This window comes from Roseateles sp. (genome assembly GCF_965262435.1).
In the GTDB taxonomy this organism is placed as follows: domain Bacteria; phylum Pseudomonadota; class Gammaproteobacteria; order Burkholderiales; family Burkholderiaceae_C; genus Paucibacter_A.
Genome location: NZ_OZ253537.1, coordinates 3,743,904 through 3,770,222, shown reverse-complemented (window position 1 = coordinate 3,770,222; position 26,319 = coordinate 3,743,904). Strand labels below are relative to the sequence as shown.

General features: G+C 65.5%; 25 protein-coding genes. 12 read left to right on the top strand and 13 right to left on the bottom strand.

The features are described 5' to 3' along the window. Positions 1-27 precede the first annotated feature (27 nt). Positions 28-2,133 carry a TonB-dependent receptor gene (locus tag ACQY39_RS16225; RefSeq protein ID WP_428507933.1) on the top strand — a complete coding sequence of 702 codons (2,106 nt, stop codon included), beginning with the start codon at positions 28-30 and terminating at the stop codon, positions 2,131-2,133. An 18-nt stretch (positions 2,134-2,151) separates the two neighbouring features. Here ACQY39_RS16225 and pdxH read toward each other — a convergent pair whose 3' ends face one another. After that, positions 2,152-2,823 (bottom strand): pyridoxamine 5'-phosphate oxidase, encoded by a 672-nt coding sequence (pdxH, locus tag ACQY39_RS16220; protein WP_428507931.1) that lies wholly within the window; start codon positions 2,821-2,823, stop codon positions 2,152-2,154. A gap of 174 nt (positions 2,824-2,997) precedes the next feature. Between pdxH and ACQY39_RS16215 the strand changes: the two genes are divergently transcribed. Beyond that, the gene (locus ACQY39_RS16215; protein WP_428507929.1) at positions 2,998-3,627 is read left to right on the top strand and encodes a nucleotidyltransferase family protein; all 630 of its coding nucleotides are present in this window, start codon (positions 2,998-3,000) and stop codon (positions 3,625-3,627) included. Here ACQY39_RS16215 and ACQY39_RS16210 read toward each other — a convergent pair. Continuing rightward, complete coding sequence (locus tag ACQY39_RS16210; protein ID WP_428507927.1) at positions 3,612-4,298, bottom strand: gamma-glutamylcyclotransferase; 687 nt, start codon at positions 4,296-4,298, stop codon at positions 3,612-3,614. The genes ACQY39_RS16215 and ACQY39_RS16210 overlap by 16 nt on opposite strands. A 91-nt stretch (positions 4,299-4,389) precedes the next feature. Between ACQY39_RS16210 and ACQY39_RS16205 the strand changes: the two genes are divergently transcribed. Beyond that, positions 4,390-5,310: an amino acid ABC transporter substrate-binding protein gene (locus ACQY39_RS16205; protein ID WP_428507925.1), complete on the top strand. Its 921-nt coding sequence runs from the start codon at positions 4,390-4,392 to the stop codon at positions 5,308-5,310. A 17-nt stretch (positions 5,311-5,327) separates the two neighbouring features. Here ACQY39_RS16205 and ACQY39_RS16200 read toward each other — a convergent pair whose 3' ends face one another. Both ACQY39_RS16200 and ACQY39_RS16195 read right to left on the bottom strand, forming a co-directional pair. Continuing rightward, positions 5,328-6,674, bottom strand: coding sequence for a sigma-54-dependent transcriptional regulator (locus ACQY39_RS16200; protein ID WP_428507923.1), 1,347 nt, complete (start codon positions 6,672-6,674; stop codon positions 5,328-5,330). A 48-nt stretch (positions 6,675-6,722) separates the two neighbouring features. After that, positions 6,723-8,651, bottom strand: coding sequence for a sensor histidine kinase (locus tag ACQY39_RS16195; protein WP_428507921.1), 1,929 nt, complete (start codon positions 8,649-8,651; stop codon positions 6,723-6,725). A 299-nt stretch (positions 8,652-8,950) separates the two neighbouring features. On the opposite strand from ACQY39_RS16195, the gene ACQY39_RS16190 reads away from it, so the two are divergent. From ACQY39_RS16190 to eda, 9 genes are all read left to right on the top strand, one after another. Next, positions 8,951-9,874 (top strand): branched-chain amino acid ABC transporter permease, encoded by a 924-nt coding sequence (locus ACQY39_RS16190; RefSeq protein ID WP_428507919.1) that lies wholly within the window; start codon positions 8,951-8,953, stop codon positions 9,872-9,874. A gap of 31 nt (positions 9,875-9,905) precedes the next feature. Continuing rightward, a complete protein-coding gene (locus tag ACQY39_RS16185) occupies positions 9,906-10,988 on the top strand; it encodes an ABC transporter permease subunit (protein ID WP_263521065.1) in 1,083 nt (360 codons plus the stop codon). A gap of 28 nt (positions 10,989-11,016) precedes the next feature. After that, complete coding sequence (locus ACQY39_RS16180; protein WP_428507917.1) at positions 11,017-11,826, top strand: ABC transporter ATP-binding protein; 810 nt, start codon at positions 11,017-11,019, stop codon at positions 11,824-11,826. Between the two features lie 96 nt (positions 11,827-11,922). After that, positions 11,923-12,642: an ABC transporter ATP-binding protein gene (locus ACQY39_RS16175; protein ID WP_428507915.1), complete on the top strand. Its 720-nt coding sequence runs from the start codon at positions 11,923-11,925 to the stop codon at positions 12,640-12,642. Positions 12,643-12,908: 266 nt separating this feature from the next. Continuing rightward, positions 12,909-13,538, top strand: coding sequence for a choice-of-anchor J domain-containing protein (locus ACQY39_RS16170; protein WP_428507913.1), 630 nt, complete (start codon positions 12,909-12,911; stop codon positions 13,536-13,538). Positions 13,539-13,624: 86 nt separating this feature from the next. Continuing rightward, the gene (locus ACQY39_RS16165; RefSeq protein WP_428507911.1) at positions 13,625-14,056 is read left to right on the top strand and encodes a post-PEP-CTERM-1 domain-containing protein; all 432 of its coding nucleotides are present in this window, start codon (positions 13,625-13,627) and stop codon (positions 14,054-14,056) included. After that, entirely contained in the window at positions 14,043-15,488 is a 1,446-nt protein-coding gene (locus tag ACQY39_RS16160; RefSeq protein WP_428507910.1) for a PA domain-containing protein, read from the top strand. Before ACQY39_RS16165 ends, ACQY39_RS16160 begins: the two co-directional genes overlap by 14 nt. A 180-nt stretch (positions 15,489-15,668) precedes the next feature. After that, on the top strand, positions 15,669-17,486 hold the full coding sequence (gene edd / locus ACQY39_RS16155) for a phosphogluconate dehydratase (protein WP_428507908.1): 1,818 nt from the start codon (positions 15,669-15,671) through the stop codon (positions 17,484-17,486). Positions 17,487-17,538: 52 nt separating this feature from the next. Then, positions 17,539-18,171: a bifunctional 4-hydroxy-2-oxoglutarate aldolase/2-dehydro-3-deoxy-phosphogluconate aldolase gene (gene eda, locus ACQY39_RS16150; RefSeq protein WP_428507906.1), complete on the top strand. Its 633-nt coding sequence runs from the start codon at positions 17,539-17,541 to the stop codon at positions 18,169-18,171. Between the two features lie 21 nt (positions 18,172-18,192). Here eda and ACQY39_RS16145 read toward each other — a convergent pair whose 3' ends face one another. The 9 genes from ACQY39_RS16145 to ACQY39_RS16105 form a co-directional block, all read right to left on the bottom strand. Then, positions 18,193-18,741 carry a PaaI family thioesterase gene (locus ACQY39_RS16145; protein WP_428507904.1) on the bottom strand — a complete coding sequence of 183 codons (549 nt, stop codon included), beginning with the start codon at positions 18,739-18,741 and terminating at the stop codon, positions 18,193-18,195. Beyond that, positions 18,738-19,403 (bottom strand): DsbA family oxidoreductase, encoded by a 666-nt coding sequence (locus tag ACQY39_RS16140; protein WP_428507902.1) that lies wholly within the window; start codon positions 19,401-19,403, stop codon positions 18,738-18,740. The genes ACQY39_RS16145 and ACQY39_RS16140 overlap by 4 nt, the downstream gene beginning before the upstream one ends. A gap of 44 nt (positions 19,404-19,447) precedes the next feature. Continuing rightward, a complete protein-coding gene (locus tag ACQY39_RS16135; protein ID WP_428507900.1) occupies positions 19,448-20,353 on the bottom strand; it encodes a DMT family transporter in 906 nt (301 codons plus the stop codon). Continuing rightward, entirely contained in the window at positions 20,350-22,263 is a 1,914-nt protein-coding gene (locus tag ACQY39_RS16130) for a sulfatase family protein (protein ID WP_428507898.1), read from the bottom strand. The genes ACQY39_RS16135 and ACQY39_RS16130 overlap by 4 nt, the downstream gene beginning before the upstream one ends. Positions 22,264-22,308: 45 nt before the next feature. Further along, positions 22,309-22,473 (bottom strand): PEP-CTERM sorting domain-containing protein, encoded by a 165-nt coding sequence (locus ACQY39_RS16125; RefSeq protein ID WP_428510860.1) that lies wholly within the window; start codon positions 22,471-22,473, stop codon positions 22,309-22,311. Positions 22,474-22,992: 519 nt separating this feature from the next. Continuing rightward, a complete protein-coding gene (locus ACQY39_RS16120; protein WP_428507896.1) occupies positions 22,993-23,607 on the bottom strand; it encodes a hypothetical protein in 615 nt (204 codons plus the stop codon). A gap of 98 nt (positions 23,608-23,705) precedes the next feature. After that, complete coding sequence (locus ACQY39_RS16115) at positions 23,706-25,007, bottom strand: S8 family serine peptidase (protein ID WP_428507894.1); 1,302 nt, start codon at positions 25,005-25,007, stop codon at positions 23,706-23,708. Continuing rightward, complete coding sequence (locus tag ACQY39_RS16110; RefSeq protein ID WP_428507892.1) at positions 25,004-25,681, bottom strand: anti-sigma factor family protein; 678 nt, start codon at positions 25,679-25,681, stop codon at positions 25,004-25,006. The genes ACQY39_RS16115 and ACQY39_RS16110 overlap by 4 nt, the downstream gene beginning before the upstream one ends. Further along, the gene (locus ACQY39_RS16105; RefSeq protein ID WP_428507890.1) at positions 25,678-26,274 is read right to left on the bottom strand and encodes an RNA polymerase sigma factor; all 597 of its coding nucleotides are present in this window, start codon (positions 26,272-26,274) and stop codon (positions 25,678-25,680) included. Before ACQY39_RS16105 ends, ACQY39_RS16110 begins: the two co-directional genes overlap by 4 nt. Between the last annotated feature and the right edge of the window lie 45 nt (positions 26,275-26,319).

The following is a 26,319-nucleotide window of genomic DNA, read 5'->3' as shown; positions in this document are numbered from 1 at the left end:
GCGCCCGACCGCCAGAGAGTTTTTGTCATGAGCACCCCATTTTTCGCCCGCCAACCCTTGGCCCTGGGCGCCAGCCTGTTTTGCCTGAGTCTCGCGGTTCAGGCCCAAGCCCAAACCCAAACCCCAGCCGATGTCGCACCGGTCTCCGCTGCCAGCACCGCCAGCACCGAGCATCTGAGCCGAGTTCAACTGACCGGCAACCCCTTGCGCAGTCAGCAGTTGACCCAGGCCAACAGCGCCCTTAGCGGCGATGAACTGAGCCTGCGCCGCGCCTCATCGCTGGGGGAAACCTTGGATGGCCTGCCCGGCGTTTCGGCCAGCTACTTCGGCCCCAACAGCAACCGCCCTACCATCCGTGGCCTGGACGGTGATCGGGTGCGCATGTTGAGCAATTCTGGTGCTTCGGTTGATGCATCGAGCCTGAGCTTCGACCATGCTGTGCCCACCGATCCGCTGGTCATCGACCGGGTCGAGGTGCTGCGCGGCGCGGCCGCCTTGCTCTACGGCGGCAATGCCATCGGCGGCGTGGTCAACACCCTGGACAACCGCATTCCCAAGGCGGTGCAGCCGGGCTTGAGCGGCGCAGCGGAAGTCCGCCTCGGCGGCCCGGCACAAGAACGCAATGGCGCCCTGGTGCTGGACGGCGGCGTCGGTTCGGGCAACCAAGGCTGGGCCTGGCATGCCGATCTGGCCGGCCGGCGTGCGTCCAACCAATCTGCTCCGCGCTTCACGGCCGAGGGTGAAAGCGCCACCGAGGTGCGCAATTCCGCGGCGCGCAGCCACGGCGGTGCGCTGGGCGGCTCCTACATCTTTGCCCAGGGCTATGCCGGGGTGTCGCTGGAGGACTATCACAACGACTACGGCGTGACCGTCGAGCCCGATGTGCAGATCCAGATGCAGCGTCAGCGCGCCGCCACGGCCGGCGAGTGGCGCTTTGCCCCGGGCAGCGGCGCGGCCGAACTGCTGCGCCGCGTGAGCTGGAATGCCAGCAACAGCCGCTACCAGCACCAGGAGGTGGAGGGCTCGGGTGAGATTGGCACCGTGTTCAAGAACCGCGGCAAGGATCTGCGCCTGGAGTTGGAACATGCGCCGCTGGGCGCGAGCGGGGCCGTCAAGGGCATGTTGGGCTTGCAGATGGAGCGCAGCGAGTTCTCTGCCATCGGGGCCGAGGCCCTGGTGCCCAGCTCACAAACACGTAGCAGTGCGGTCTTTCTGCTGGAACAGTACACGGCAGGGCCCTTGACCCTGGAGGCGGGTGCACGCGCTGAATCGGTGCGCGTCAACTCGGCCGGTGACGCTGCCGACGCTGAAGAGCCGCGCTTCGGTGCCGCCAGCAGCCAGCGCTTCAAGCCGCGCAGCCTGACGCTCAGTGGCAGCTATCGCCTGAGTGAATCATTCAGCCTCAACGGCCAGTTCAACAGCAGCCAACGCGCGCCCATGTTTTACGAGCTGCATGCCCAGGGCATCCACGTGGCCAGCGGCGCTTACGAGCGCGGCGATGCCAGCCTGGGCCTGGAGCGGGCCAAGGGCGTGGACCTGGGGCTGGAGTGGAAGCAGGCTGAGAACTTCGTGCGCTTGAACCTGTTCCGCACCCGATTCGCCAGCTATATCGCGCTCGACGCCACCGGCGAGCAGTTCGAGGATGAGGGCGAGACCTTCCCGGTCTATGCCTTCAAGGCCGTGCCGGCATTGCTGACCGGCTTTGAGTTGGAGGGCCACTGGCACTTGCCGGCACAGCTGCTGCCGGGCACGCAGCTCGCTGTCACGGCCACGCTGGACGGCGTGCGCGGCAGCAACCGCCAGACCGGTGAGGCCTTGCCGCGGCTGGCGCCGCTGCGGGCGAGCCTGGCGCTCGACGCTAAGCAGGGCCCTTGGACGGCTCGCGCTGAGTGGCGTCTGAGCGCACGGCAAGATCGTGTGCCGGCCTTGGACCATGCAACGGCCGGCTACGGCCTGCTGAAGCTGAGCCTGTCGCGTCAGCTGCGTATCGGCAGCAACGAAGCGCTGTGGTATCTCAAGCTCGACAATGTGGGCAATCAGCTGGCCTACAGCTCGAGTTCAGTGGCCACCATTCGCGAACTCAGCCCCTTGCCTGGCCGCAGCCTGCATACGGGCTTGCAGCTGCGCTTCTAACGGCCAGCCCCCGTGGCTTCAGGGAGCCAAGCGCTCCTTGAGCCATTGCCCGTCGGCCTGCAGTCGGTAACTCAGGCGGTCGTGCAGGCGCGACTTGCGGCCCTGCCAGAACTCCCAGCGTTCGGGCATCAGGCGATAGCCGCCCCAGTGCGGTGGGCGGTCGGGCTTCAGGCCATGCTGCACGGCTGCCTTGGCCGCATTGGCGACCAAGACGCCGCGCGAGCTGATGACCTGGCTTTGTGGCGAGGCCCAAGCGCCCAGGCGGGAGTCCAGCGGGCGGGAATGGAAATACGCGTCCGATTCCTGCTCGCTGACCTTCTCGACCCGGCCTTCGATGCGCACCACCCGCTCGAGCTCGACCCAGTGGAACTGCAGGGCGGCAAAGGGATGCGCGGCCAGTTCCTGGCCCTTGCGGCTTTCGTAGTTGGTGAACCAGACGATGCCCCGGTCGTCATAACTCTTGATGAGCACGATGCGGGTCGAGGGACGGCCGTCGGCACCCACCGTGGCCACGGTCATGGCATTGGGTTCAGGCACCTCGCTGGCCAGGGCATGCTCCAGCCATTGCTTAAATTGGCTCAGCGGTTCATTGGCAGCCATGGCCTCGTCAAGTTCGCCTTGCTCATAGCTCTTGCGAAGGTCGGCCAATGGCTTGCTGTTGCTGTTGGTGTTGCTGTTGCTGCTGTTCATGACGAGAGTATCGGCCCAAGGCCTCTTGCTGGTAGTTGTTCTGACGGTAGAACACCTTAAGTGATGGCCCCATTGCGCGCAGTCCGCCCGGCGCGGCATGCTCCGACCCAGTGCAGTCCGGCGACTCGATCGGGCAGCGCCCGGGCCGAGGGGCTTTTTGAAGGATTTGATCTGATGACACATCGGCGACCGGCTGTCGTCGTGCTTGCGGCGGGCCGCGGCATGAGATTTACCGGCCTGGGGCACAAACTGGTGCAGCGCCTGAGCGCCGGCAGCGCCGACGCCTTGGCCGACACGGTACTGGCCCGGACCGTGGCGCATGCGCTGGCCACCCGGCTGCGCGTGGTGGTGGTCACCACGGCCGCGCTGGCTCCCAGCTTGCAGGATCTGGTGGCCGCTCGCGATGTGGTCGTGCTGCCTGAACTGGACAGCCAGGGGCGCGCGAGCCCGGTGGGCATGGGGCATTCCATTGCTGCAGGCGTGGGCGCCAGCGGCGATGCCGACGGCTGGTTGATCGTGCCGGCCGACATGCCGCTGATGAAGCCCGAGAGCATGCTGGCCGTGGCCCAGGCTTTGGAAGCCTACCCCGTGGCCTATGCCCAGCACCGCGGTCGCCAGGGACACCCTGTGGCTTTCAGTGCCGAGTTGTTCTCGGAGCTGGTGGATCTGCACGGCGATGAGGGCGCACGGCGCATCGTGGCGCGATACCCCTCTCAGGCGGTCGAGGTGGATGATCCGGGCGTGCTGGTCGATGTCGACACCGTCGAAGACTTGCAGCGAGTGAAGGCTCAGGTGCGGGGCTGAACCTCACACAGCCCTTGGGCCATGGCCAGGCGCAGTTGCCGCTCAAGTTCGCCGTCATGGATGCCATGCTCACGCAGGCCCAGTACGCAGCGCTGCAGATAGTCCAGGGTGCTGCCATAGCGGCCACGCGCATGGCGCAGGATGTGCAGCAAGGCTGCGTCGTCCAGCGGCCCAACGCGTGCCGGACTGCGGCGCTTCAAAGTAAAACTCAGTGCCAGCCTGGGCCCGGCCGGCGTCTGGCAGTGCAACCAACGCGGCGTGTAGGAGCCAACCACCATCTCGCGCACCCAGAGCTCATCCAGCACTCGGGCGCTGTGCTCGGGTGCCACCCGGTAGACCAGGCCGCGGCAGCTGCCGCCCGGCAGCAGGGTCAGCACCAAGCCCGGTTGTTCGCGGTTGCCGCGGTTGGACAGGCTGCGCAGGCGCAGGGCCCGGTGGTAGCCCCGGACTTGGGCAGGCCATTGCTCGGCCGCCTCAAAGCCCGGGCGCCAGATCAGCGAGCCGTAGGCGAAGAGCAGCAGGCCTTGTTCTCGGCACCAAGCCGCGCGCGCCTGCTCCAGCGAGTCCTGGCTGTGGGGTGGCAGTGCAGCCAGAGCCTGCTCCAGGGGCAGGACTTCGCGCCAAGCCGCGTCGCTTGCGGCGGAGTCGGTGGAAGGCAAGTGAGGGTTCATCAGGGCGCTCATCCTGCCACAGCCTCGCGCCACTCGCGGCTGCTGTGACAATCGCAGCAGCTTCCTGCCGCGTCTGTGCCGACCCCGCCTCATGTTCAACACTCGTTTTCGGTCTCTCACTCTGTTCTTGCTGATGGGCCTGTCGCTGCTGACAGCGCGGGCGGCCGAGTCCATGAACTCACCCACGCTGCGCAAGATCCGCGACACCGGTGTGATCGTGTTGGGCTACCGTGTCGCCTCGGCGCCGTTTTCCTACCTCGATGCCGATCTCAAGCCGGTGGGCTACTCGATCGAGCTGTGCGAGCGGGTGGTACAAGCCGTGCGTGCTCGTCTCCAGTTGCCTGAGCTGGAGGCCAAGATGGTCAGCGTCAGCTCGGCCACGCGCATGCCCATGGTGGCCAATGGCTCGGTCGATTTGGAATGCGGCATCACCACCCACACGGCCGAGCGCCAGCGCATCCAAGCCTTTTCGTTGACCACCTTTGTGGCCGAGACGCGCCTGCTGTCCAAACGCCAGCGACCGATCCGCAGCCTGGATGAGCTGCGCGGCCTGCCGGTGGCGTCCACCATCGCCACCACCAGCATCCAGTTCCTTCACCAGGTCAATCAGACGCGCGAGCTGGACATGAAGATCCTGGTCGGCCAGGACGACAAGGACGCATTTCGCCTGCTGCAAACCGGCCGCGCCGTCGCCTACGCCATGGACGATGTGCTGCTGCGCACCTGGCTGGCGGGCAGCGGCCGGCCGCAGGACTATCTGATCTCCGAGGCCTCGTTTTCGATCGAGCCCTATGCCCTGGGCCTGGCGCAAGGCGACCCGGGTTTCAAGCAGCTGGTCGACGAGGCCTTGCGGGCCTTGTTCCGAAGCGGCGAGATCCGCGCCGTCTACCAGCGCTGGTTCGAGAGCCCGCTGCCGGGCTCGGGCCTGAATCTGCGCTTGCCCATGAGCCCGGCTTTCTTGCGCTTGATCGAGCAGCCCAGCGATTCGCCCGATCCGGGGCAGTACCGCTGAACTTGACGGTCAGGGTTTCAGCTGGAGCGGAAGCGCTCCAGGTCGATGCCGTGGCGGTGCAGCTTGTCGTAGAGCGTCTTCTTGGCCGTGCCCAACAGCTCCATGGCCGCGGGCACCTTGCCCTGGCAGCGCTGCAGAGCCTGCTCGATCAGCGCTTTTTCGACCTGATCCATCTGCTGGGCCAGGGTGGCCTGTGCTTCGGGCTCAGGCGCGCTCGTGCCCTCGATGCCGCCGATGTCCAGCACAAACCGGTCCGCCGCATTGCGCACCTCGCGCACATTGCCGGGCCAGTCATGCGCCATCAGCTCGCGCAGGCGCTGCGGGCTCAGCTCGGGCGCGCTGCGCTCGTAGCGCGCACAGGCCAGGCCGACAAAGTGCTGGAACAGCAGCGGGATGTCCTCGCGCCGCTCGCGCAGTGGCGGCAGTGAGAGCGTGGCGACGTTGAGCCGGTAGTAGAGGTCGCCGCGGAACTGCTGCTGCTCGCTCAAAGCGCGCAGATCGGCCTTGGTGGCAGCGATCACGCGCACATTGATGGGCAGCTCTTCGTTCGAGCCCAGGCGCTCGACTCGGCGCTCTTGCAGCACGCGCAGCAGCTTGATCTGCAGCAGCATGGGCATGGTCTCGATCTCGTCCAGCAGCAAGGTGCCGCCGTTGGCATGCTCGATCTTGCCGATGCGGCGCTTGGACGAGGAGGTGAAGGCGCCCGGCTCATGGCCGAACAGCTCGCTCTCGAACAAGGCCTCGGGCAGGCCGCCGCAGTTGATGGCGACGAAGTTGCGGTCACGGCGCCGGCTCTCGTCATGCAGGCAGCGCGCCACCAGCTCCTTGCCGGTGCCGGTCTCACCCAGAATCATCACATCGGCCGAGGTGTCGGCCAGGTTCAGCACCTGGCGCCGCACCTGCTGCATGGCCGCCGAGTTGCCCAGCAGCACCGCCTCCATGCCGCTGCGCCGTTGCAGCTGTCCGCGTAGCTCCTCCACCGCCACACGCAACACACGCTTGTCCAGGGCGCGGCGCACGGCGTCGAGGAAGCGCTCGGGTGCAAACGGCTTCTCGATGAAGTCGTAGGCGCCGGTTCGCATGGCTCGTACGGCCATGGCCACATCGCCGTGGGCGGTGACCAGCACCACCGGGATCTCGGGATCGGTGGCCATGACATGGTCGAGCAGGCCCAGACCGTCCATGCCGGGCAGGCGCACATCGGTGACCACGATCAGCTGCGCCCCGGCCTGGATGTGTGGCAGGGCTTCCTCGGCGCTGGCGCAGGCCAGGACGTCCAGGCCTTCCAGCTCAAGGGTCTGGCTCAGGCTGGCCCGCACCGGCGGATCGTCTTCGACAAAGAGGACTTTGAATCCCTCAAACATGGATGAGCTGCTTTCTTGATTGAATCGGGTGGGGCAGGGCGGGCGGTCTCAGCGGTAGTCGGTCGGCGCCAGCTCGAGGTCGAACTCGAAACACATGCCAGGCAGGCTGCCCACATCATCGCTGCGCCCGGCCGGCCGCGCGCGCAGCGTGCCGCCAAACTCGTGCACGATCTTGGCTGAGATCACCAGGCCCAGACCCAGGCCTTGGCCGGGTGGCTTGGTGGTGAAAAAGGGTTCGAACAGGCGCGCCATCTGCTCGGGCGCCACGCCGGCGCCGCTGTCGCAGACGCGCACCCAGATGCGGCCGTTCGGGTTCCGGCTCTCGTCCTCGAAGGGTGCCGTGCTCAAGCGCAGCTTGCGCACCCGGGGCGCGCTGCCCCCGGTCGGCTGCTCGGCCATCGCATCCAAGGCATTGGCCATCAGATTGATCAGCACCTGCTCCAGTCGGTTGGCATCACAGTTGACGCGCAGGTCCGGGGCGATGGCCAGGTCCAGCTGCACCTGCTCGGCCTCGATGCGGTGGTCCAGCAGCACACGCGCGCCTTCCACGGCAGCCGCCAGCGAAACCGGGGCGCTGGCGCTCTGCGCCTTGCGGGCAAAGGTCTTGAGCTGGCGGGTGATCTGGCTCATGCGCTCGACCATGGCGTCGATGGCACCCAGGTTCTCGCCCACGGTGCTGTAGCGGCCCTTGTCGAGCAGCAGCAGGCTGTTGCGCGACAGTGCGCGCAGGGCGGTCAGGGGTTGATTGATTTCGTGTGAAATGCCGGCCGACATCTGCCCCAGCACGGCCAGCTTGGCCGCCTGCATCAGCTCATCCTCGGCCTGCAGGCGCTGGGCGATCTGGCGCTTGAGTTCCGCATTACTGAGCTGCAACTCGGCCGTGCGTTCGCTGACCTGGTGTTCCAGCTCAGCATGGGCGCGCCGGCGCGCCAGCAGGTAAAGCACCAGCAGACTCAGGGCCGCACCGAGCGCTGCGCCGCCCCAGCCAACAAAGCGAGCCTGACGCCACACTTCGGCGGGGTCGGACAGGGTCACCAGTCGCAGGCCCAGGGGCACCACGGCAAGCTCCTGGGCCAGCAGGCGGTGGCGCCGCTCGGGCGTGGCTGGGTCCCACGATGGCAGGGATACCAGGGCATTTTGCTGCTGGCTCAAGGTGCCCATGTCCAGGCCCAGCGAGGCCTCGAGCGTGCCGGCGTAGTGGCCGCTGCGGCGCAGTGCCGCGCGCTGCTCGACCGTGCTGGGGCCGAGCAGGTGGTACTTCCAGGCTGGCACCGAGGACATGATGACCACCCCTTGGCCGTCGACCACCAGCAGCTTCTCGCCCAGCGAGCGCAGGCCCTGGTCCACCCAGATCGCTTCCAGGGGCGCCAAATTGAGCTTGAGCACGATCTGCCCCCAGCGTTGCCCGGCGCGCTTCAAAGGTTGAACCAAAAAATAGTCGCTGCTGCCCTTGTCCTCGTGGGCCGCGAAAAACTGCCCCGGCCCACTGAGCAGACGCTCGCCCAGGCGCTCGGCCAGGCGGCGCGCTTCGGCGTCGGGCTCCGTATCGGCCCGGTTCAGCGGTCCGTAGTTGTTGCTGGAGGCCAGCACCCGGCCTTGTGCGTCACTGATGAAAGCCAGGCTCAAGCCTGAGCGCACGCGTACGTTGGCCAGCTTGAGCCGGGTCTGGGCACGCAGGGCCTCGCTGGCGGGCTCCGCCAGCAGGCGCTGGACGTCGGCGTCGACGCCGAGCAAGCCGGGCAGATAGGCGTGGCGTGCCAGTTCGGCCTCGAGGCTGGCAGCGTAGAGCTCCAGGCGTTCATTGGCCACCGCGGCCAACTGGGCCATGCCGGCGCGCTCGCTCAGGCGCTGGCCGAGCGTGGCGCACAGCAGGACCAGGCTCAAGGCGGCCAAGGCCAGCAACAGGGTGTGCGGGCGCCATTGCGGCAGGCGCCATTGCAGCAGGTGCCAAGGGTGGGGAAGGGGGCTCGAACTCATGGGGCGGAGGGGCAGGGCTGCGTAGTGTGCCCAATGTGTGCCCTGCTGTCGCGCGGCCAGCGGCCACTGCGCCACAGTGGCCTGGCCCGCTTGGCATTGGGTTGGGGCGGAAACCCGCCCTGTCTGTTGAGCTGCGGTGCGGGATTCCGCTCAAGGGCGCGTGGCCCACCTGCTCGCAGCGCGCTGGTGTTCATGGGAGGCCCTCGGTGAATACCCGCGAACCTTGATTTTTGGCATGTCGCTTGCACACCTTCATGACAGTTCGACGCCACAGTCGACGCAAAAAAAGGACGACAACTATGGAAACTTTTTTCCAGCAAATCATCAACGGGCTGGTGCTCGGGAGCATGTATGCGCTGGTGGCGCTGGGGTACACGATGGTGTACGGCATCATCAACCTGATCAATTTTGCGCACGGTGAGATTTTGATGGTGGGGGCGCTGGTGAGCTGGACGGTGATCAGCGCGCTGGGTGATTCCGGTCTGCCGGGCTGGGGGCTGATGTTGATCGGCCTGGCCTGCGCGGTGCTGGTGTGCACGACGCTGAATTTCGTGGTCGAGAAGGTGGCCTACCGGCCGCTGCGCAATGCGCCGCGCCTGGCGCCGCTGATCACGGCCATGGGCATGTCGCTGCTGCTGCAGACGCTGGCCATGATCATCTGGAAGCCCAATCCCAAGCCCTTCCCGCTGCTGCTGCCGACCACGCCCATTGATCTGGGCGGGCCGGTGATCACGGTCACGCAATGCGTGATCCTGGGTGCGACGGTGATGATTCTGGCCACGCTGATGTGGCTGGTGAATCACACGAAACTGGGCCGCGCGATGCGGGCCACGGCCGAGAACCCCAAGGTGGCGGGCCTGATGGGCGTGAAGCCCGACTTCATCATCTCCACCACCTTCGTGATCGGCGCCGCGCTGGCCGCGGTGGCCGGCCTGATGTGGGCGGCCAACTACGGCACGGTGCAGCACACCATGGGCTTCATGCCGGGCTTGAAGGCCTTCACGGCGGCGGTGCTGGGTGGCATTGGCAACCTGGCCGGGGCCATGGTGGGCGGCGTGCTGCTGGGCCTGATCGAGGCCATCGGCGCGGGTTATCTGGGTGACCTGACCGGTGGCGTGCTGGGCAGCCACTACGCCGACATCTTCGCCTTCGTGGCGCTGATCCTGGTGCTGACCTTGCGGCCCTCGGGCTTGCTGGGTGAGCGTGTCGCGGACCGAGCCTGAGCGGGCCTGAGCGTCAAGGAGACTCCACATCATGCAAAAGAACAAACTCTTCGTCTTCCTGCTGGCGGCCCTGGGCCTGCTGGTGGTGCCGCTGATCGCGCAGCAATTCGGCAACGGGCCGGTGCGCATCATCGACCTGGCCCTGCTCTACGTGATGCTGGCCCTGGGCTTGAACATCGTGGTGGGCTACGCCGGTCTGCTGGACCTGGGCTATGTCGCGTTCTACGCGGTCGGCGCCTATATGTTCGCGCTGCTCTCGAGCCCGCACCTGAGCGAGAACTTCGAGGCCTTCCGCATGGCCTTCCCCAACGGTCTGCACTCGCCGCTGTGGATCGTGATCCCGCTGGCGGCGGGGCTGGCGGCCTTCTTCGGCGTCATGCTGGGCGCGCCCACGCTGAAGCTGCGGGGCGATTACCTGGCCATCGTGACCCTGGGCTTCGGTGAAATCATCCGCGTGTTCCTGAACAATCTGGAGCACCCGGCCAACATCACCAACGGCCCGCGCGGCATCGGTCAGATCGACTCCATGCACTTCTTCGGCCTGGACCTGGGCAAGGGCACCGAGCTGTTCGGCTTCGCCATCCCCTCGGTGACGCTGTACTACTACCTGTTCCTGGTGCTGGTGGTGTTCAGCGTGCTGATCTGCTATCGCCTGGAGAACAGCCGCATCGGCCGCGCCTGGATGGCCATCCGTGAAGACGAAATCGCTGCCAAGGCCATGGGCATCAACACCCGTAACCTGAAGCTGCTGGCCTTCGGCATGGGTGCCACCTTCGGCGGCGTGGCCGGCTCCATGTTCGGCGCCTTCCAGGGCTTTGTGAGCCCCGAGTCCTTCAGCTTGCAAGAGAGCGTGATGATCGTGGCCATGGTGGTGCTGGGCGGCATCGGCCACATCCCCGGTGTCATCCTGGGCGCGCTGCTGCTGTCGGCCCTGCCCGAGGTGCTGCGCTACGCCGCCGGCCCGCTGCAGGAGATGACCGGCGGGCGCCTGGATGCCTCCATCCTGCGCCAGCTGCTGGTGGCCTTGGCCATGATCAGCATCATGCTGGTGCGTCCGCGTGGCCTGTGGCCGGCGCCCGAGCACGGCCGCGCCGCGCCGGTGCCGCAGAAGTGAACACCGGGTCTGCAAAGGAAAACAAGCCATGACAAGCAACAATAACAGCAGCAGCAACAACAACGCAGACGTGGTGCTCAAGGTCGCTGGCGTGTCCAAGCGCTTCGGCGGCTTGCAAGCCCTGTCCGACGTGGGCATCCAGATCAACAAGGGCCAGGTCTATGGCCTGATCGGCCCCAACGGCGCCGGCAAGACCACCTTCTTCAACGTCATCACCGGGCTCTACACCCCGGACGGCGGCACGTTCGAGCTGGGCGGCGCGCTGTACGCACCGACCGCGGTGCACGAGGTGGCCAAGACCGGCATCGCGCGCACCTTCCAGAACATCCGCCTCTTCGCTGAAATGACGGCGCTGGAGAACGTGATGGTGGGGCGCCATGTGCGCTCCGGCTCGGGCTTGCTTGGCGCCATCTTCCGCACACCCGGCTTCAAGGCCGAAGAAGCGGCGATTGCCAAGCGCGCCCAGGAACTGCTCGATTACGTGGGCATCGGCAAGTACGCCGAGTACAAGGCCCGCACGCTGAGCTACGGCGACCAGCGCCGCTTGGAGATCGCGCGCGCGCTGGCCACCGACCCCAAGCTGATCGCGCTGGACGAGCCGGCCGCGGGCATGAACGCCACCGAGAAGGTGGTGCTCCGCGAGCTGATCGACCGCATCCGCAAGGACGGCCGCACCATCCTCTTGATCGAACACGATGTGAAGCTGGTGATGGGCTTGTGCGACCGCGTCACGGTGCTGGACTACGGCAAGCAAATCGCCGAGGGCACGCCGTATGACGTGCAGCGCAACGAGAAGGTGATCGAAGCCTATCTGGGCGCGGGCCACACCAACCACTAATGGCAGAGGCCAGCGCGGAGTCACACAAAGGACGCAAGGCCGAAAGGCCAGTGAATCTTCCAGTGACTCGGTGCGTGCAATCAAGGAATTGAAGACATGGCGACAAACATATTGCTCGAAGTGAGCGGACTCAAGGTGGCCTACGGTGGCATCCAGGCCGTCAAGGGCGTGAACTTTGAAGTGCGCGAGGGCGAACTGGTCAGCCTGATCGGCGCTAACGGAGCGGGCAAGACCACGACGCTCAAGGCCGTGACCGGCCTGCAGCCGGTGGCCGACGGCGACGTGAAGTACCTGGGCCAGAGCATCAAGGGCCAAGGCCCCTGGGACCTGGTCAAACAAGGCCTGGTGATGGTGCCGGAAGGGCGGGGCACCTTCACCCGCATGACCATCACCGAGAACCTGCAGATGGGCGCCTACCTGCGCAGCGACAAGGCCGGCATCGAGGCCGACATCGAGCGCATCTTCGGCATCTTCCCGCGCCTGAAGGAGCGCCGCGCCCAGCTGGCCGGCACCATGAGCGGCGGCGAGCAGCAGATGCTGGCCATGGGCCGGGCGCTGATGGCCAAGCCCAAGGTGCTGCTGCTGGACGAGCCCAGCATGGGTCTCTCCCCCATCATGGTGGACAAGATCTTCGAAGTGGTGAACGACATCCACAAGCAAGGCGTGACGGTGCTGCTGGTGGAACAGAACGCCAGCCGTGCGCTGCAGCTGGCCAACCGGGGCTATGTGATGGAGTCGGGTCTGGTGACCATGACGGGCGAGGGGCTGGCCTTGCTCAACGACCCCAAGGTGCGGGCGGCCTATTTGGGCGAGTGAATCCAGTTCACCGCGGAACGACCTGATCTTCAAGTTGGGGTCAGGTCTTGCCTTCAAGGGCAGTCGCTTGCGGCTGCCCTTTATTGTTTGGGGCTGCGGGTTTTCCCATCCCCCTTGTCTGAGGGGAATTAGGGCTTTGTACGCATATGTGAAATATCACCAGAGTCCTACCCTCCGTGCACGTTCTTCGGTTGTAACCATCGCGCTCGCGAGGGCTGTGACCGGAGGCTGATTGATACCTCATTTGAGGGGATGACGAGGAACCTATGAAACTAGCTAAAAAATGCTTGTTGGGATTGGCCGGCGTGACGCTGGCCATCGCTGCCCAGGCAGACACATACACCGAGGGCTTTGACGATCTGGCCGCCTCTGGCTGGACCTTGAGCAACAACAGCAGCCCTGCCGGTCTGGCATGGTTCCAGGGTGTGCCGGAGTATTTCGCCGCTCAATCGGGCGCCACGGGCTCGTACGCGCTCGCGACCTACGCCAGCACGACGGCACTCAACGGCAGCATCTCCAATTGGTTGATCAGCCCTGAGCTGATCCTGGGTGGTGCAAGCTCGCTGAGCTTCTTCGCTCGCACCGAAGCCACTGAAGGCTTCTCGGACACGGTCAAGGTCTATTTCAACGCCGGTGCTGACGCCGCCACGACTAGCTTCACCAACCTGCTGGGCACGGTGACCCTGAGCACTTCGGGTTGGACGCAGTACACCATTGCACTGCCGAACGCCGCCACCGGTCGTATCGCGTTTCAATACGCCGTCAGCGACGCCGCCACGGCCAATTTGGCCGCCATCGACAGCGTCAGCGTGAGCGCTGTGCCAGAGCCGACCAGCTTTGCCCTGATGGGCCTGGGCGTGCTGGGTCTGGCCTTTCTGCGCCGCCGCCAAGACTGATGCCAAAGATGGCCGCGGCGCCCTGCTTGGGAAACTGCTGCGACCGATCGGACTCACATTTCGGCTTTCCATACAAGGACATTGCCATGATTGAAAAGAAGACCCAGCAAGCCTTGCGGCTTGCGAGCGCCGCTGCGTTGTTCGCAGTGGCCGGCCTGGCCCAAGCGGCCGGCCAGACCGTTGCCAAAGATCCTGAAACCGGCGCCCTGCGTGCGCCGACGGCTGCCGAAGCTCAAGCCCTGCAAGGCAAGGCTGCCAGCGGCCGCCAGAGCGCGGCCGCCAGCCAGCCGCGCGGCCTGCTGACCGGCAAGGTCAACCCGGCTCCCGTGTACCACCGCGATGGCACCGTCGAGCAAGAGCTGGACGAAAGCAGCCAGTCCTTCTCGGTCGCCGTGCGCAATGCCGACGGTGGCATCGACACCGCCTGCGTGACCGGCGCTGAAGCCGCCCAGGCCATCGTCAAGGGCAAGAAATCCATCAGCAAGACAGCAAAGGTGCATGCACATGAGCACAAGTAAATTCTTTGGCGGCAAGCTCGCCTCCGGCGCTCTGCTGATCGCTGCTGGCCTGTTGGGTGCCAGCCTGCAAGCACAAGCCGCAGCCGTCATCACCATCAACAACCTGAACGCTCCGGGCGTGGGCTTCAATGACACCACGCCGGTGGATCCGGTCGGCGGCAACACGGGTACCACCCTGGGCCAACAGCGTTTGATCGCCTTCACGCACGCGGCCAATATCTGGGGCGCGACGCTGACCAGCGACCAGCCCATCGTGATCAATGCCCAGTTCTCTGACCTGACTTGCACGGCCACGTCGGCGACGCTGGGCAGCGCCGGTGCGACCTCGATCTTCCGCAATTTCGCCAACGCACCGAAGGCCAACACCTGGTACTCGTATGCGCTGGCCAACAAGATCGCCGGCGCCTACTTGGGCACAGCCGGTGCGGCCCAGATCAACGCCAACTTCAACGCCAAGCTGGGTAAGACAGGTTGCCTGGACGGCACGTTCTTCTACCTGGGCCTGGACAGCAACCACGGCAGCAATATCGACTTTGTCGTGACTCTGTTGCATGAAATGGGCCATGGCGTCGGTTTCCAGACCTTCACCAGCGGCTCTACCGGTGCACAGAACGGCGGCTTTCCTGCGATCTGGGATCACTTCCTGATGGGCTCTGCCACCGGCAAGCTCTGGAAGGACATGACCAATGCCGAGCGCCAGGCATCGGCTGTGAGCGGCGACAAGCTGGTCTGGAACGGTCCGATCGTCAATGCCGCCGTGCCTCAGGTGCTGCGCCAGGGCGTCCCGGCGCTGAACATCAGCGGTTCGCAAGCAGGCGCTACGGCCGGCGCTCATGCAGTGGGCGAGGCCTCCTTTGGTCCGGCGTTGACGGCTTCGGCATTGACCGGCGCCATCATGCCCGTGGTGACCGCTGCTGGCGCGCTGGACGTGGCCTGCGATCCCTTGACGGGTCTGAATGCCATGGCCGTGCGCGGCAATGTGGCTCTGGTCAGTCGCGGTGTTTGCGGCTTCACCATCAAGGTGAAGAACCTGCAGAACGCGGGTGCTCGTGCCGTTCTGGTGGCTGACAATGCGCCCGGTACCGTGACCGGGCTGGGTGGCAGTGACCCGACCGTCACCATCCCGTCCGTGCGCATCACACAGGCCGATGGTGTGGCCTTGTTGGCTGCTCTGGGCAAGCGTACCCGCACGACTTCGGCCGTGTATGCATCGCTGGGTCTGGACATGAACCGTTACGCCGGTACCGACGCCCTCGGCCGCATGATGATGTTCGCGCCCAATCCCTTCCAGTCGGGCTCTTCTGTGTCTCACTTTGACACCTCGGCTACTCGCAATCTGCTGATGGAGCCGTCGATCAGCGCCGATCTGACGCAGTCTCCAGTGCTGCCGCAAGACTTGACCTTCAAGCTGCTGCAGGAAATCGGCTGGTAATTTCCAGTCCTTGATGCGCGCTACACGGCGCGGAGCTTTCGGGCTCCGCGCCGTTTTTCCTTGCTCGAAGGGCAGGCTTGTGCGTTACGGAATCCGTACCTCGTCTGTAACCCACGCCCGGCCGCAATCTTGTAATATGGTTACCAACTTTCAAGCCGCCGAGTTACACCGGCCGACTGTATGAACAAGACCCTGATCGCCGTCACCGAACGCATCCGCGAGCGCAGCGCTGCCAGCCGCGCCGCTTACCTCGACGGTGTCGACCGACTGGCTGGCCGCAAGCGCGGCATCGAGCGCATGGGTTGTGCCAACGTGGCCCATGCCGTGGCCGCCATGCCGGCCAATGACAAGCTGCGCATCGTGGCCGAGAAGGCGCCGCATCTGGCCATCGTCACGGCCTACAACGACATGTTGTCGGCCCACCAGCCTTACGAGGCCTACCCGAATCTGATCCGTGCCGAAGCCCACGCCCAGGGCGCCACGGTGCAGGTGGCAGGCGGTGTGCCCGCCATGTGCGACGGCGTGACCCAAGGCCTGCCCGGCATGGAGCTGAGCTTGTTTTCGCGCGACACCATCGCCATGGCCACGGCTGTGTCGCTGAGCCACGATGTCTTCGATGCAGCCTTGTTGCTGGGCATCTGCGACAAGATCGTGCCCGGCCTCTTGATCGGCGCCCTGCATTTCGGGCATCTGCCCTGTGTGTTCGTGCCGGCCGGGCCGATGAGCAGCGGCCTGCCCAACAACGAAAAAGCCAAGGTGCGCGAGCAGTTCGCGCAAGGGCTGGTCGGGCGCGAAGAGTTGCTCAAGGCCGAGTCCGCTGCCTACCACGGCGCCGGCACCTGCACCTTTTACGGCACGGCCAACAGCAACCAGATGCTGCTCGAGGCCATGGGTCTGCATGTGCCTGGTGCAGCCTTTGTTCACCCGCATGAGCCGTTGCGCGAAGCCCTGACCCGCGAGGCCGTGCGCACGGCCTTGTCCATCACGGCCAAAGCGCGCTACACGCCGATCGGCCGCTTGGTCGATGAGCGCTGTATCGTCAACGCCATGGTGGCCCTGCTGGCCACGGGTGGTTCGACCAACCACCTGATCCATTGGGTGGCCGTCGCCCGTTCGGCTGGCATCCTGATCGACTGGAGTGATTTTTCCGAGCTGTCCGCGGTGGTGCCGCTGCTCAGCCGCGTCTACCCTAACGGCGCAGCCGATGTGAACCAGTTTCAGGCCGCCGGCGGCCCGAGCTTCGTGATCCGCGAGCTGCTCGATGCCGGCCTGATGCATGAGGACGTGCTGAGCGTGGCGGGCAACTCGTTGCGCCCCTTCGCTCGTCAGCCGCACCTGGCTGAGACGGGCTCGGTGCAATGGCACGACCTAGCCCCTGAAAGCGGTGACGAGAGCGTGGTGCGCCGAGCAAGCGCGCCCTTCAGTGCCAGCGGTGGTCTGAAGCTGCTGCAAGGCAATCTGGGTCGGGCCGTGATCAAGGTCTCGGCCGTGCCGGAAGACCGCCATATCGTCGAAGCCCCGGCGCGCATTTTTGCCGACCAGGACTCCATGCTGGCGGCCTTCAAGGCGGGCGAGCTGGAGCGCGATGTCATCGTCGTCGTGCGCTTCCAGGGCCCACAAGCCAATGGCATGCCCGAGTTGCACAAGCTGACGCCGCCCCTGGCTGTGCTGCAAGGCCGTGGCTTCAAGGTGGCCCTGGTCACCGATGGCCGAATGAGTGGGGCCTCCGGCAAGGTGCCGGCTGCAATTCACGTCTCGCCGGAAGCGCTGGCCGGCGGCCCGCTGGGCAAGCTGCGTGATGGCGATCTGGTGCGCCTGGATGCCGTCACAGGCGAACTCCTGGCCCTGGTGCCCGAGGCCGAATGGGCTGCCCGCGAGCTGGCCCAGATCACGCCCGAGCAAGCCGCGCAGAACGGCCAAGGCCTGGGTCGCGAGCTGTTCGCCGGCCTGCGCCGCAATGTGCGTACGGCGGAAGAAGGTGCGGTCAGCTGGCTTTGATCAACGGCTGAACGTCATCCCCCCGTTTCGATTCCAAACAAGGTTCTAGCCCATGAGCATCTCCAACACACTGGCCCTGGCCGCGCACGGCCCCGTCATCCCCGTCATCGTGATCCAGCGCCTGGAAGACGCCGTGCCTCTGGCCCAGGCCTTGGTGGCCGGTGGTGTGCGCGTGCTCGAGGTGACGCTGCGCACACCGGTGGCCCTGCAAGCCATGGAAGCCATGGCGCGCGCTGTGCCTGAGGCCATCGTCGGCGCTGGCACGCTGCGCACGGCGGCCGATGTGCAGGCGGCCAAAAACGCCGGCTGCCAGTTCGGCGTCAGCCCCGGTTTCACCGGGGCCATCGGCGCCGCTTGCCAGCAGCATGGCTTGCCCCTGCTGCCGGGTGTGTCCACTGCCAGCGAGGTGATGCAGGCCAATGCGGCGGGCTACAGCTTTCTGAAGCTGTTCCCGGCTGTGGCCGTGGGCGGCGTGAACCTGCTCAAGGCCTTGGGCGGACCGTTCCCGGATGTGGCTTTCTGCCCCACCGGTGGCATCAGCCTGGAGACTGCACCGCAGTTTTTGAGCCTGCCCAATGTGAAAGTCTGCGGCGGATCGTGGTTGACGCCGCAGGACGCGGTCGACGCCGGCGATTGGGCGCGCATCACGCGCCTGGCGGCCGAGGCTGCTGCGTTGCGCGCCTGAGCCTGAGTCTGAGCCTGAAACTTAGGCCGGCCGTTCAAACACCAAGCAGGTGGTGCTGGCATGGGCGTACAAGCGCCCGTCATGGCCGATCAATGAGGCCTCGGCTGTCGCGACTTGGCGACCGCTGTGCAGAACCCGGCCGACCGCACGCACCAGGGGCACCTGCTCGGTCAGGGCGCGCACCATATTCACCTTGAATTCCAAGGTCGTGTAGGCCCGGCCGACCGGCATGGTGGTGTGCACCGCGCAACCCAGGGCCGAGTCCAGCAAGGTTGCAAACCAGCCACCATGCACGGTGCCGAGCGGGTTGTAGTGGCGCCGCATCGGCTGGCCCTGGAACACCGCCTCGCCAAAGGCGCCGGAGACCAGCATGAAGTCCAGCGTGTCGCAGATGGGTGGGGGGGGCAGTTCTCCGTCCAGCATGGCGTGTAGGATTTGCAGGCCGCTTAGGCCCTGCACCTGCTCCGGGCGGGCAATGCCGGCATTCTCCGGACGAATTCGGGCGCGCACCGCCGCTTCGTCGGCACGCCATTGCTGCAAGACGGCGTCGTGATCTGGATTTCGGCTCATGGGCGGGAGTCTCCTTCGGCAGTGGCGGCGATCTGGCGCAGCGCCTGAACGAAAACCTCGGGCGGCTGGCCGCCCTGGATCAGGTGGCGCTGGTTGATGACGATGGCAGGTACGGAGTTGATGCCGGCGGCCTGCCATTCGGCCTCGGCCTGACGCACGTCGACATTGAACTGATCGCTGGCCAAAATCTGTGCCGCGGCCGCGCCGTCCAGCCCCACGCTTTCGATTGCCCGGCGCAGCACCTCGTGGTCGCTGGGGTCCTGGCCTTCGGTGAAGTAGGCCGTCAGCAAGGCCAGCTTGAGGTCTCGCTGGGCGCTGCCGCCTTGCAGGCCCGCCCAATGCAGCAGGCGATGGGCGTCAAAGGTGTTGTAGATGCGGTCGCGGGCGCCCTTGGTGAAGCTGAAGCCCAGCTCGGCGCCGCGTTGGCGGATCGCCTCGCGGGTCTGTTCCAGCTGGGCCGGCGCAGCACCGTATTTGCGCGCCAAATGGGCGTTGATCTCTTCGCCCTCGGCCGCCATCTGCGGGTTCAGCTCGAAGGGTTGAAGATGCAGCTCGACGCTCAGCTCGGGCAGTTGCTCCAGCGCTTGTTCCAGGGACTTGAGGCCGATGGCACACCAGGGGCAGGAGACGTCGGATACGAAATCGATGCGTAGATTCTTCATTCGGGCACTGTAGCCCAGGCTGCCTCCCTGGGCGCCGCCTGGGGTCAAGCCGCCTGGCGCGCGGGCAGGGTGGCCAGCAACACGCCGCTCAAGGCCAGGCCATAGGCCCAGAGTTGCCGTTCGCTCAAGCTTTCGCCCAGTAGCAGTCCGACCATGGCCGTCGCCACAGGCAGGAAGACCATGAAGACGCCGGCCTGCCCGGCCGCGACCTTGCGCAGTCCGTTCATCCAAAGCCAGACGGTCACCATGCTGGCAGCTGCGGCATAGAACATCAGCAGGCCCCAGATGCCAGGGGAGGGTGTCTTGAAATCAAAACTCAGGGCTTGCCAGAGCCCCAGCGGCGTCACCAGTGCCAGGCCCCAGAGGTTGATCAGGGCGCTGATGCGCTTGGGCGACAAGCCTGCACTGAGCTGCTTGCCGATCACCACATAACAGGCCTCGCACAAGACTGCGCCCAGGAGCAGCAACAGGCCCAGCGGCGTGCTGGTGGCGGGCCCGCTGTCGGCGCGCCCGAGCGCCACCAGGGCAATGCCACCCACACCCAGGCCGATGCCCAGCCAGACCCGTCTGCTCTGGCGTTCGCCGAGCAGCAGCCAGCTGAGCAGCGCCACGGCCGCGGGAATGCCGGCCAAGATCACGCCGGCCACCACGGCCGAACATTGCCGCAGGCCAAACAGCAGACAGATCGAAAACAAAAAGTTGCCGAGAAAAGACTCGAGAAACAGCAGGCGCCGCTGGCGAGCGTCGAGTCGCGGCTCCTCAGGCCCGCGGCGAGTCCAGGGCCACATCAGCAGGGCGGCGATGCCAAAGCGCAGCCAGGCCAGCAAGAAGACCGGAAAGACGGCCAGCAGTAGTTTGGACAGCCCTACATAACTGCCCACCAAGCTGGTGCTCAGAGCCAGGCAGGCATAGGCCAGCCAAGGCGTGGAGGTGGAGGGCGTGCTGCTCATGGATTCAAAGTAGGGGCCTGGGTGGATGTGCCGGTCATGCGCTGGTGGATCTGGCGCAGCTGCAGCAGCAGTGCGGCATTCGCCGGCTCGGCGGCTAGATTGTGGGCCTCACCCATACCCTGCCTCGGGTTGCGGGCGCTGCCGTCCAGCGCATGGAGGCGCTCCTTGCCCGAACCCAGCAGGCGCAGGTATTTGTAGCGCCGTCCGTCGACCAGGGCGACGAGGCCGCTCGATTCCGCCGATTCGAGCACCAGGGCTTGATGGGAGCTCCCGGCGTCCTGCAAGGGCAAGCCGGCCCAGTGGCGCGGCGCGGCAAGCCCGGCGGCTCGCAACAAGGTCGGGGCGATGTCGACCTGGCTGACGAGCTCATGCTCGGGAAGAGGCTGACGTGCCTGTCTGTCGTAGACCAGCAGCGGAATGCGCACGGCAGGTTCCAGCGGCAGGCCGCCGTGCGACCAATGGCCATGCTCACCCAGGTACTCGCCGTGGTCGGAGCTGATGATGACCAGGGCCTTTTCTAGCACTTTGAAGCGCTCCAGGCGCGCGAAGATCTGTTCGATCATGGCGTCGGCCTGACGGATGCCGTTGTGATATCGGGCCCGGGCGCGTGCATTGGCTTCCTGCTCACGGGGCGATTCCTCCACCACGCGTATGGGTTCGAAAGCGCTCCAGGCTGGCGCATTGCTCGCCTGCCAGAGCTTGTGCTCGGGCGCCACCCGGCCCAAGCGATGGGCTGACATCAGGTGCAAGTACATGAAGCCGGGCTTGTCGCTGGGCCAGCCAGTCTGGTCCAGGGTGTTGAGCAGCACCTGGTCGTCGTTGCTGTATTGATCCGGCGTGTCACTGCCATCGCGCATCAAGGCCACGGCGGGGCCGTACATCTTGCGCATGCCGTAGTAGCTGGTGTGGTCGCCGCTGAGCAGAAAGCGGCTTTCGTAACCGGCCCGCTGCAGGGCATCGGCCAGGTTCCAGGGCTGCGGCGTGATCTGGTGCCAGTAGCGCGAGGACAGGGTGCCGAGGATGCCGCAATACGACACGGTGCAGACCGAATAGGCGTGATCGATGCGCTGCAAGCGACCTTCGCTGTGTAGGCGACTCAGGAAGGGCGTATTCGGCGTGGGGCCACCGTAAACCTGCATCTGATCGCTGCGCAGGGCGTCCACCAGGATCAGCACCAAGGGGCGTGGCTGCGGGGCTGGGCCGGGCCGGTAGTCGCGCACGGCCTCGCGTTCCAACTGAAGCTGCGCGGGGTCCAGCATCTGGCCCATGCCGGCCTCGCCGAACCCATCGTTCATGCGTGCCTGGCGAATGGGCTCCCGCCACCAGAGCTGAGGCTGCAGGCTGTAGCTTTGCTGGCAGGCAGCGATGAGAAGCAGTTGCAGCAGTAGCACGCCTAGACCCAGCCGCGGCGACTGGTCACGTGCACGGCCCAAGCAGGGGCACAGCGCGCGGTCGAGCAATCGGCGGTAGGCCAGAAACAGCAGAACCCATAGCAGGGCCAGGCCGAGCAGCAGGGGTAGCAGCCAGGCCATGGGTACGTCGAGCGCGGCCATCAAATCGGGCAGTTGCCGGCCATAGGCCAGCAAGAGCTCCCAATTCATCCAATTGCCCCAATTGCGCTGGCCAAGGGCGCTGAGGCCATAGAACAAAAGCAGCAGGACCTGGGTGCTGGACAGGGCCACGGCCAAGAGGCCTCGCGCGAAGCGGCTAATGCTGTTCCGGAGCAGCTCTGGCATGAAAGGCAGCAGCAGGCTCAGCAACAGGGCCAACAAGAGGGCTGCATGAAGAAGCACGCCCGTCCAGGGCATGCGGAAGGCGTCAAGCAGCCAAGCGCTCGCCGCCAGGCCGGGCAGAAACCAGAGTGCGACGAAAACCGCCAGACCGAGCCTGGGTCGTGCTGAGGTGCTCAAGAAGACAGAGGGCGGCGGCGTCGCGCTATTCGGCCTGCGCTGCGCTTACTTCTTCTTCAGGAATCGGCCAACCACCACTGCACCGACCAAGCCCAACAAGACCAGAGGCAGCGAGCTGGGCTCCGGCACGCAATTCACGCCGCCGCCCGACGAGCCAGAACTGGTGCTGGAGCTGCCGCCGCATTGCTGGGCAAAGGCGCTGGCGCTCATGCAAAGTCCGAACAGAGTGGCGAGGAGCTGCTGGCGGGTGTTCTTCATGTCGACGTCCTGTTTGGGCTGTGCATGCGCGGTGGCTTTGCGCGCCGATGTTATGGCTTGGAAACAAACCCATGCCGACGAGTGACGATGTCGACAAAGGTATGCAGCCCCCGCATGTTATCGGCAGTTGAGGGCGCGGCCGCAGATGGCGAGCACTTTCCTTGGGAGCGCCTTGGCCCAGGCGGTAGAAGTGCACGCAAGCGTGCCACGGCCGTTCGTTCGGGCTGCGTCACCGTGCGGCCCGTGCAAGCAAAAAAAGCCCGGTCTCTTCGCTGAGGCCGGGCTTTTTGGGTACTTCGTGTTCAGCTGATCTGGCGACAAGCGACGCTTTTTTCGCAGAACTCTGCCTCTGTATTCCAAAGCGTGCGTCTGTTGAGCGCAGCATCTGCCCCGTCTCTCGCTCCTGAAATGCTGCAATGTCGAGTGGCTCATTCGACCGTGCTGCCTGCCGAATCAGCTTGTCGATCTCAATCAGTGGGGGCAGCCCGCGTGCTTGATTTCGGTATCGGCTGGATGGCTGAACTGCGGACGTTTTATGTGAATCTGGCGCAGCAGCGTGATGCCGAGCAGGGCGGTTCCACCTGCGACAAGAATCAGCGTCGCATAGACCCCCAGGATGAAGCCAAACGGGGCGGTGTGGGTCCACGAGCGCGCAATGCCGAGAAAGGACGCGTAGAGCCAGGACACCGACGAAAGCGTCGCGAACAGAGTCAGGCCGAGCATTTGGACGTACGGCAGATCGAGGAAGGCATGGCCGCGCTGGAGGACCGGAAAAGCGAAGCGGTGCATCAGCCAACCATTGAGGGTCAGCACCAGCACCGTGAACACTTTCATCCACAGCTTTTCGTTCATCAGGTAAGCCGGGTTCTGGGTGTAGCCGACATAGACCAGGGCCGCACCACTCAACCAGAGCGCGATCAGCGCAAGTGTCATCGTGGACTTGGTTCTTTCCAAGTCCAGCAGCAGCTGGGCCGATGGCCGTGTGTGCACGGTCCAGAGGAAGCGAACGTCGTAGTCCAGCATTTTTCCGACCGCCAAGGCCATCGCCAGCAAGTGGCAAAAAGTGAGTGCGTTCTTGAGCAACATAGAGTCCTGGGCCAAGGGCCGTTGAGGTGCTTGTTGCTCAGTGAGTGCTGGGATCGATCAGCCGGGTTGCGGTTTCAAGTTGTAAAGCCGGGCCCGCTTCAGCGTTCTGCCACACGCCGGGTTCCGGGCAGCGTTGCCTCCAGTGCGAGCGCTGCGTCGGGCATGGCGGCCCCATGGCCCAGGATCTTTTCGATGGCCTGGCGATCCATGCCCGGTGCGATGGCCTGGAGCAGGGCGATCAATCCGCTGATGTGCGCGGCGGCCATTGATGAGCCACTGGCAAAGTCGTAGCGCCCCCCGGGCGCCAGTGTCAGCACATCACGCCCCGGGGCCTGCAGTGTGGCCTCGGCTTTGACGGTCGGCGAGTCGGCGACGCCCACCGTGATGACGCCCGGCACATTCGCCGGGAAGCCATTGCGCATGCCGGCAGCCGGTTGCGCAGCGACGACGATGCGCTCCTGCTTCAGCAGCTTGGCCAGCAGTTCTGCCAAGAGTGGATCGTTGGGGCCGCCCAAGCTCAGATTGAGGATGCGGGCATCGCTGGCCATGACGGCCGCCAGCGCCTTGGCCAAGGTGAAGGTGTTGCAGCGTGCGAGTGCCGCAGCAGGCGCGGGCAAGTACCAGCAGGCCTTGTACAGGCTGATGCGCGCATCCGGTGCGATGCCGACAATGCCCTGCCGGTTGTTGCCTGCAGCGGCGATGATGCCCAGCACTTCGGTGCCATGGCGGTCCTGTTCAAAACGGAGGCGATCGGCGTCGACCAGGTTCTCGGTGCTGTGGATGCGTCCGCGCAGCTCGGGGTGCTCCGTCTGTGCACCGGTGTCGATGACCGCAATGTGGGCACCCTTGCCGGTACTCCATCGGTGGGCTTGGGCGGTTTTCATGGCCGCAAAGCCAGACTGCAATGTCAGGTAGGGGTCGTTGTACGAAACCTCTGCGCCAGCTGTTGGCGTAGCGTGCATCGAAAAATCTTGCAGCGCTTGTGCCAGCTGCACGCGTGCATCACGGCTGAGTTGGGCCACGAGCTGATCGCGCTCGGCCTCGAGGGGGATCTCGAAGACGACACAGTGCACACCCAGGGCCGGGATGGGCCAGGCCGCGGCTTCCTTCAGGCTGTAGTCCTGCGCAATGGCTTGGAGCGTCTGGGCTGCTTGATCGCCTTGGGTGTAGCGGGCTCGTCCGCCATAGCCGGGCAGGCTTGTTCCGGCGCGGTTGGGCACAGGCTTCAGCGGATTGGCGACGGTCACCACGACAAAGCGCTCGCTGTTGGCTTGCATCCGGGCCTCGTCGCTGCGGGGCAGCTCCGATGGATTCACGCCCGCTGTGGATTCGACCTGCGGCATGCTGCCGCAGCCGGCCAAGAGGCCGCTCAATGCCAGCGCGAGAAGCCAGGCTTTCAAGGCGCTTCGCCCAGGGCTTCGACCAGACGCAGCTTTCCGGTGCGACGAAGCTGCTCGACGGTGTCGGTGCTGCTGCGCCGTCCATCCGTCAGCTCGAGGACGTAGGCGCCGGCGGTGTTGGGGCCGCTGCCCACTTGCAATCCGAACTCGTGCAGCAGCCGGTTCCACTCGGCGATGGCGAGTCGCTCGTCGGGAACGACGCGGATCTGCGCGCGCGGCGCGGAACTGCCGTCTTTGGCTTGGCTCAGGGTCTGGAAGTCCGGCTTGTCTTGCCCGAACCGTTGCGGCAGCAAGACCCCGAGGGCGATGGCTTGCAAGGCGACGCAAGCGGCCAGTGCGTAGCTGATGCGCGTGCCGCGCCGGCCCGCCGGTGAGCGCGTGTCGGCCGGCGCTGGTGCCGATCGAGCAATCTCCTCGGCCTGATCCAGACGCTTGAGCATGCGCTCCAAGCCAGACTCAAGATCGGGCAGCGGCGCGAGTGGCTGCGCAAGCATCTCCTTCAACTGGGTCTGGTGCTCAAACTCGGCGCGGCAGGCCGCGCAGGTCAGCAAATGCGCGGCGACGCTGGCGTGCTGGGCCTCGCTGGCCGTGCCGTTGACGATCCATGGCAGCGTCTGCTGAGCCAGCAGATGCGACAGGTCCTGGTCTTGAGGGTCACTTGGAGTGGGCTTCATTTCTGCAGTCTTTCGGCAGGGGTTTGCCGCTCAGCCAGCACGGGCAACAGATTGCGCAGCTTGACCCGCGCATGGAACATGCGGGCCTTCACCGTGCTGACCGGGGTTTCCAGGATCACGGCGATCTCTTCGAGCGAGTGTCCGCCGACGTAGGCCAGTTCGAGCACCAGTCGCTGTTCGAGCGTGAGCCGATCCATGCCCTTGACGATCCAGTCCCGCAGTTCCCGGCTGTCGCTGGGGTTGTCGCTCATGGCTTGCTGGTGCTCAGGGAGCTCGCTGTCCAGCTCGGTCAAGCTGAGGTCAATGCCGCCGTCCTGTCGAACGGACTTCAGGCCGCAACGGTAGGCAATGCCCATCAGCCAGGTGGAAACACGAGATTCGCCGCGAAAGCCCTCAGCCTTCTGCCAGACGATCCAGAAGCTGTCGTTGACGATCTCTTCGATCAGCTCGCTGCGACGGGTCAAGCGCGAGAGGAAACGGCCGAGCCTGGGGTGGTAGGCACGGTAGAGCACCGCCAAAGCGGCGCGATCGCGTGCGGCCACTTGACGCAGCAGTGCGAGGTCTGTCGCGTCGTCACGGGACGGGATGGTCATGAGCTAGGGCGTAGAGAGAAAAACGGTTTGCCAGGTGAGTGCCTG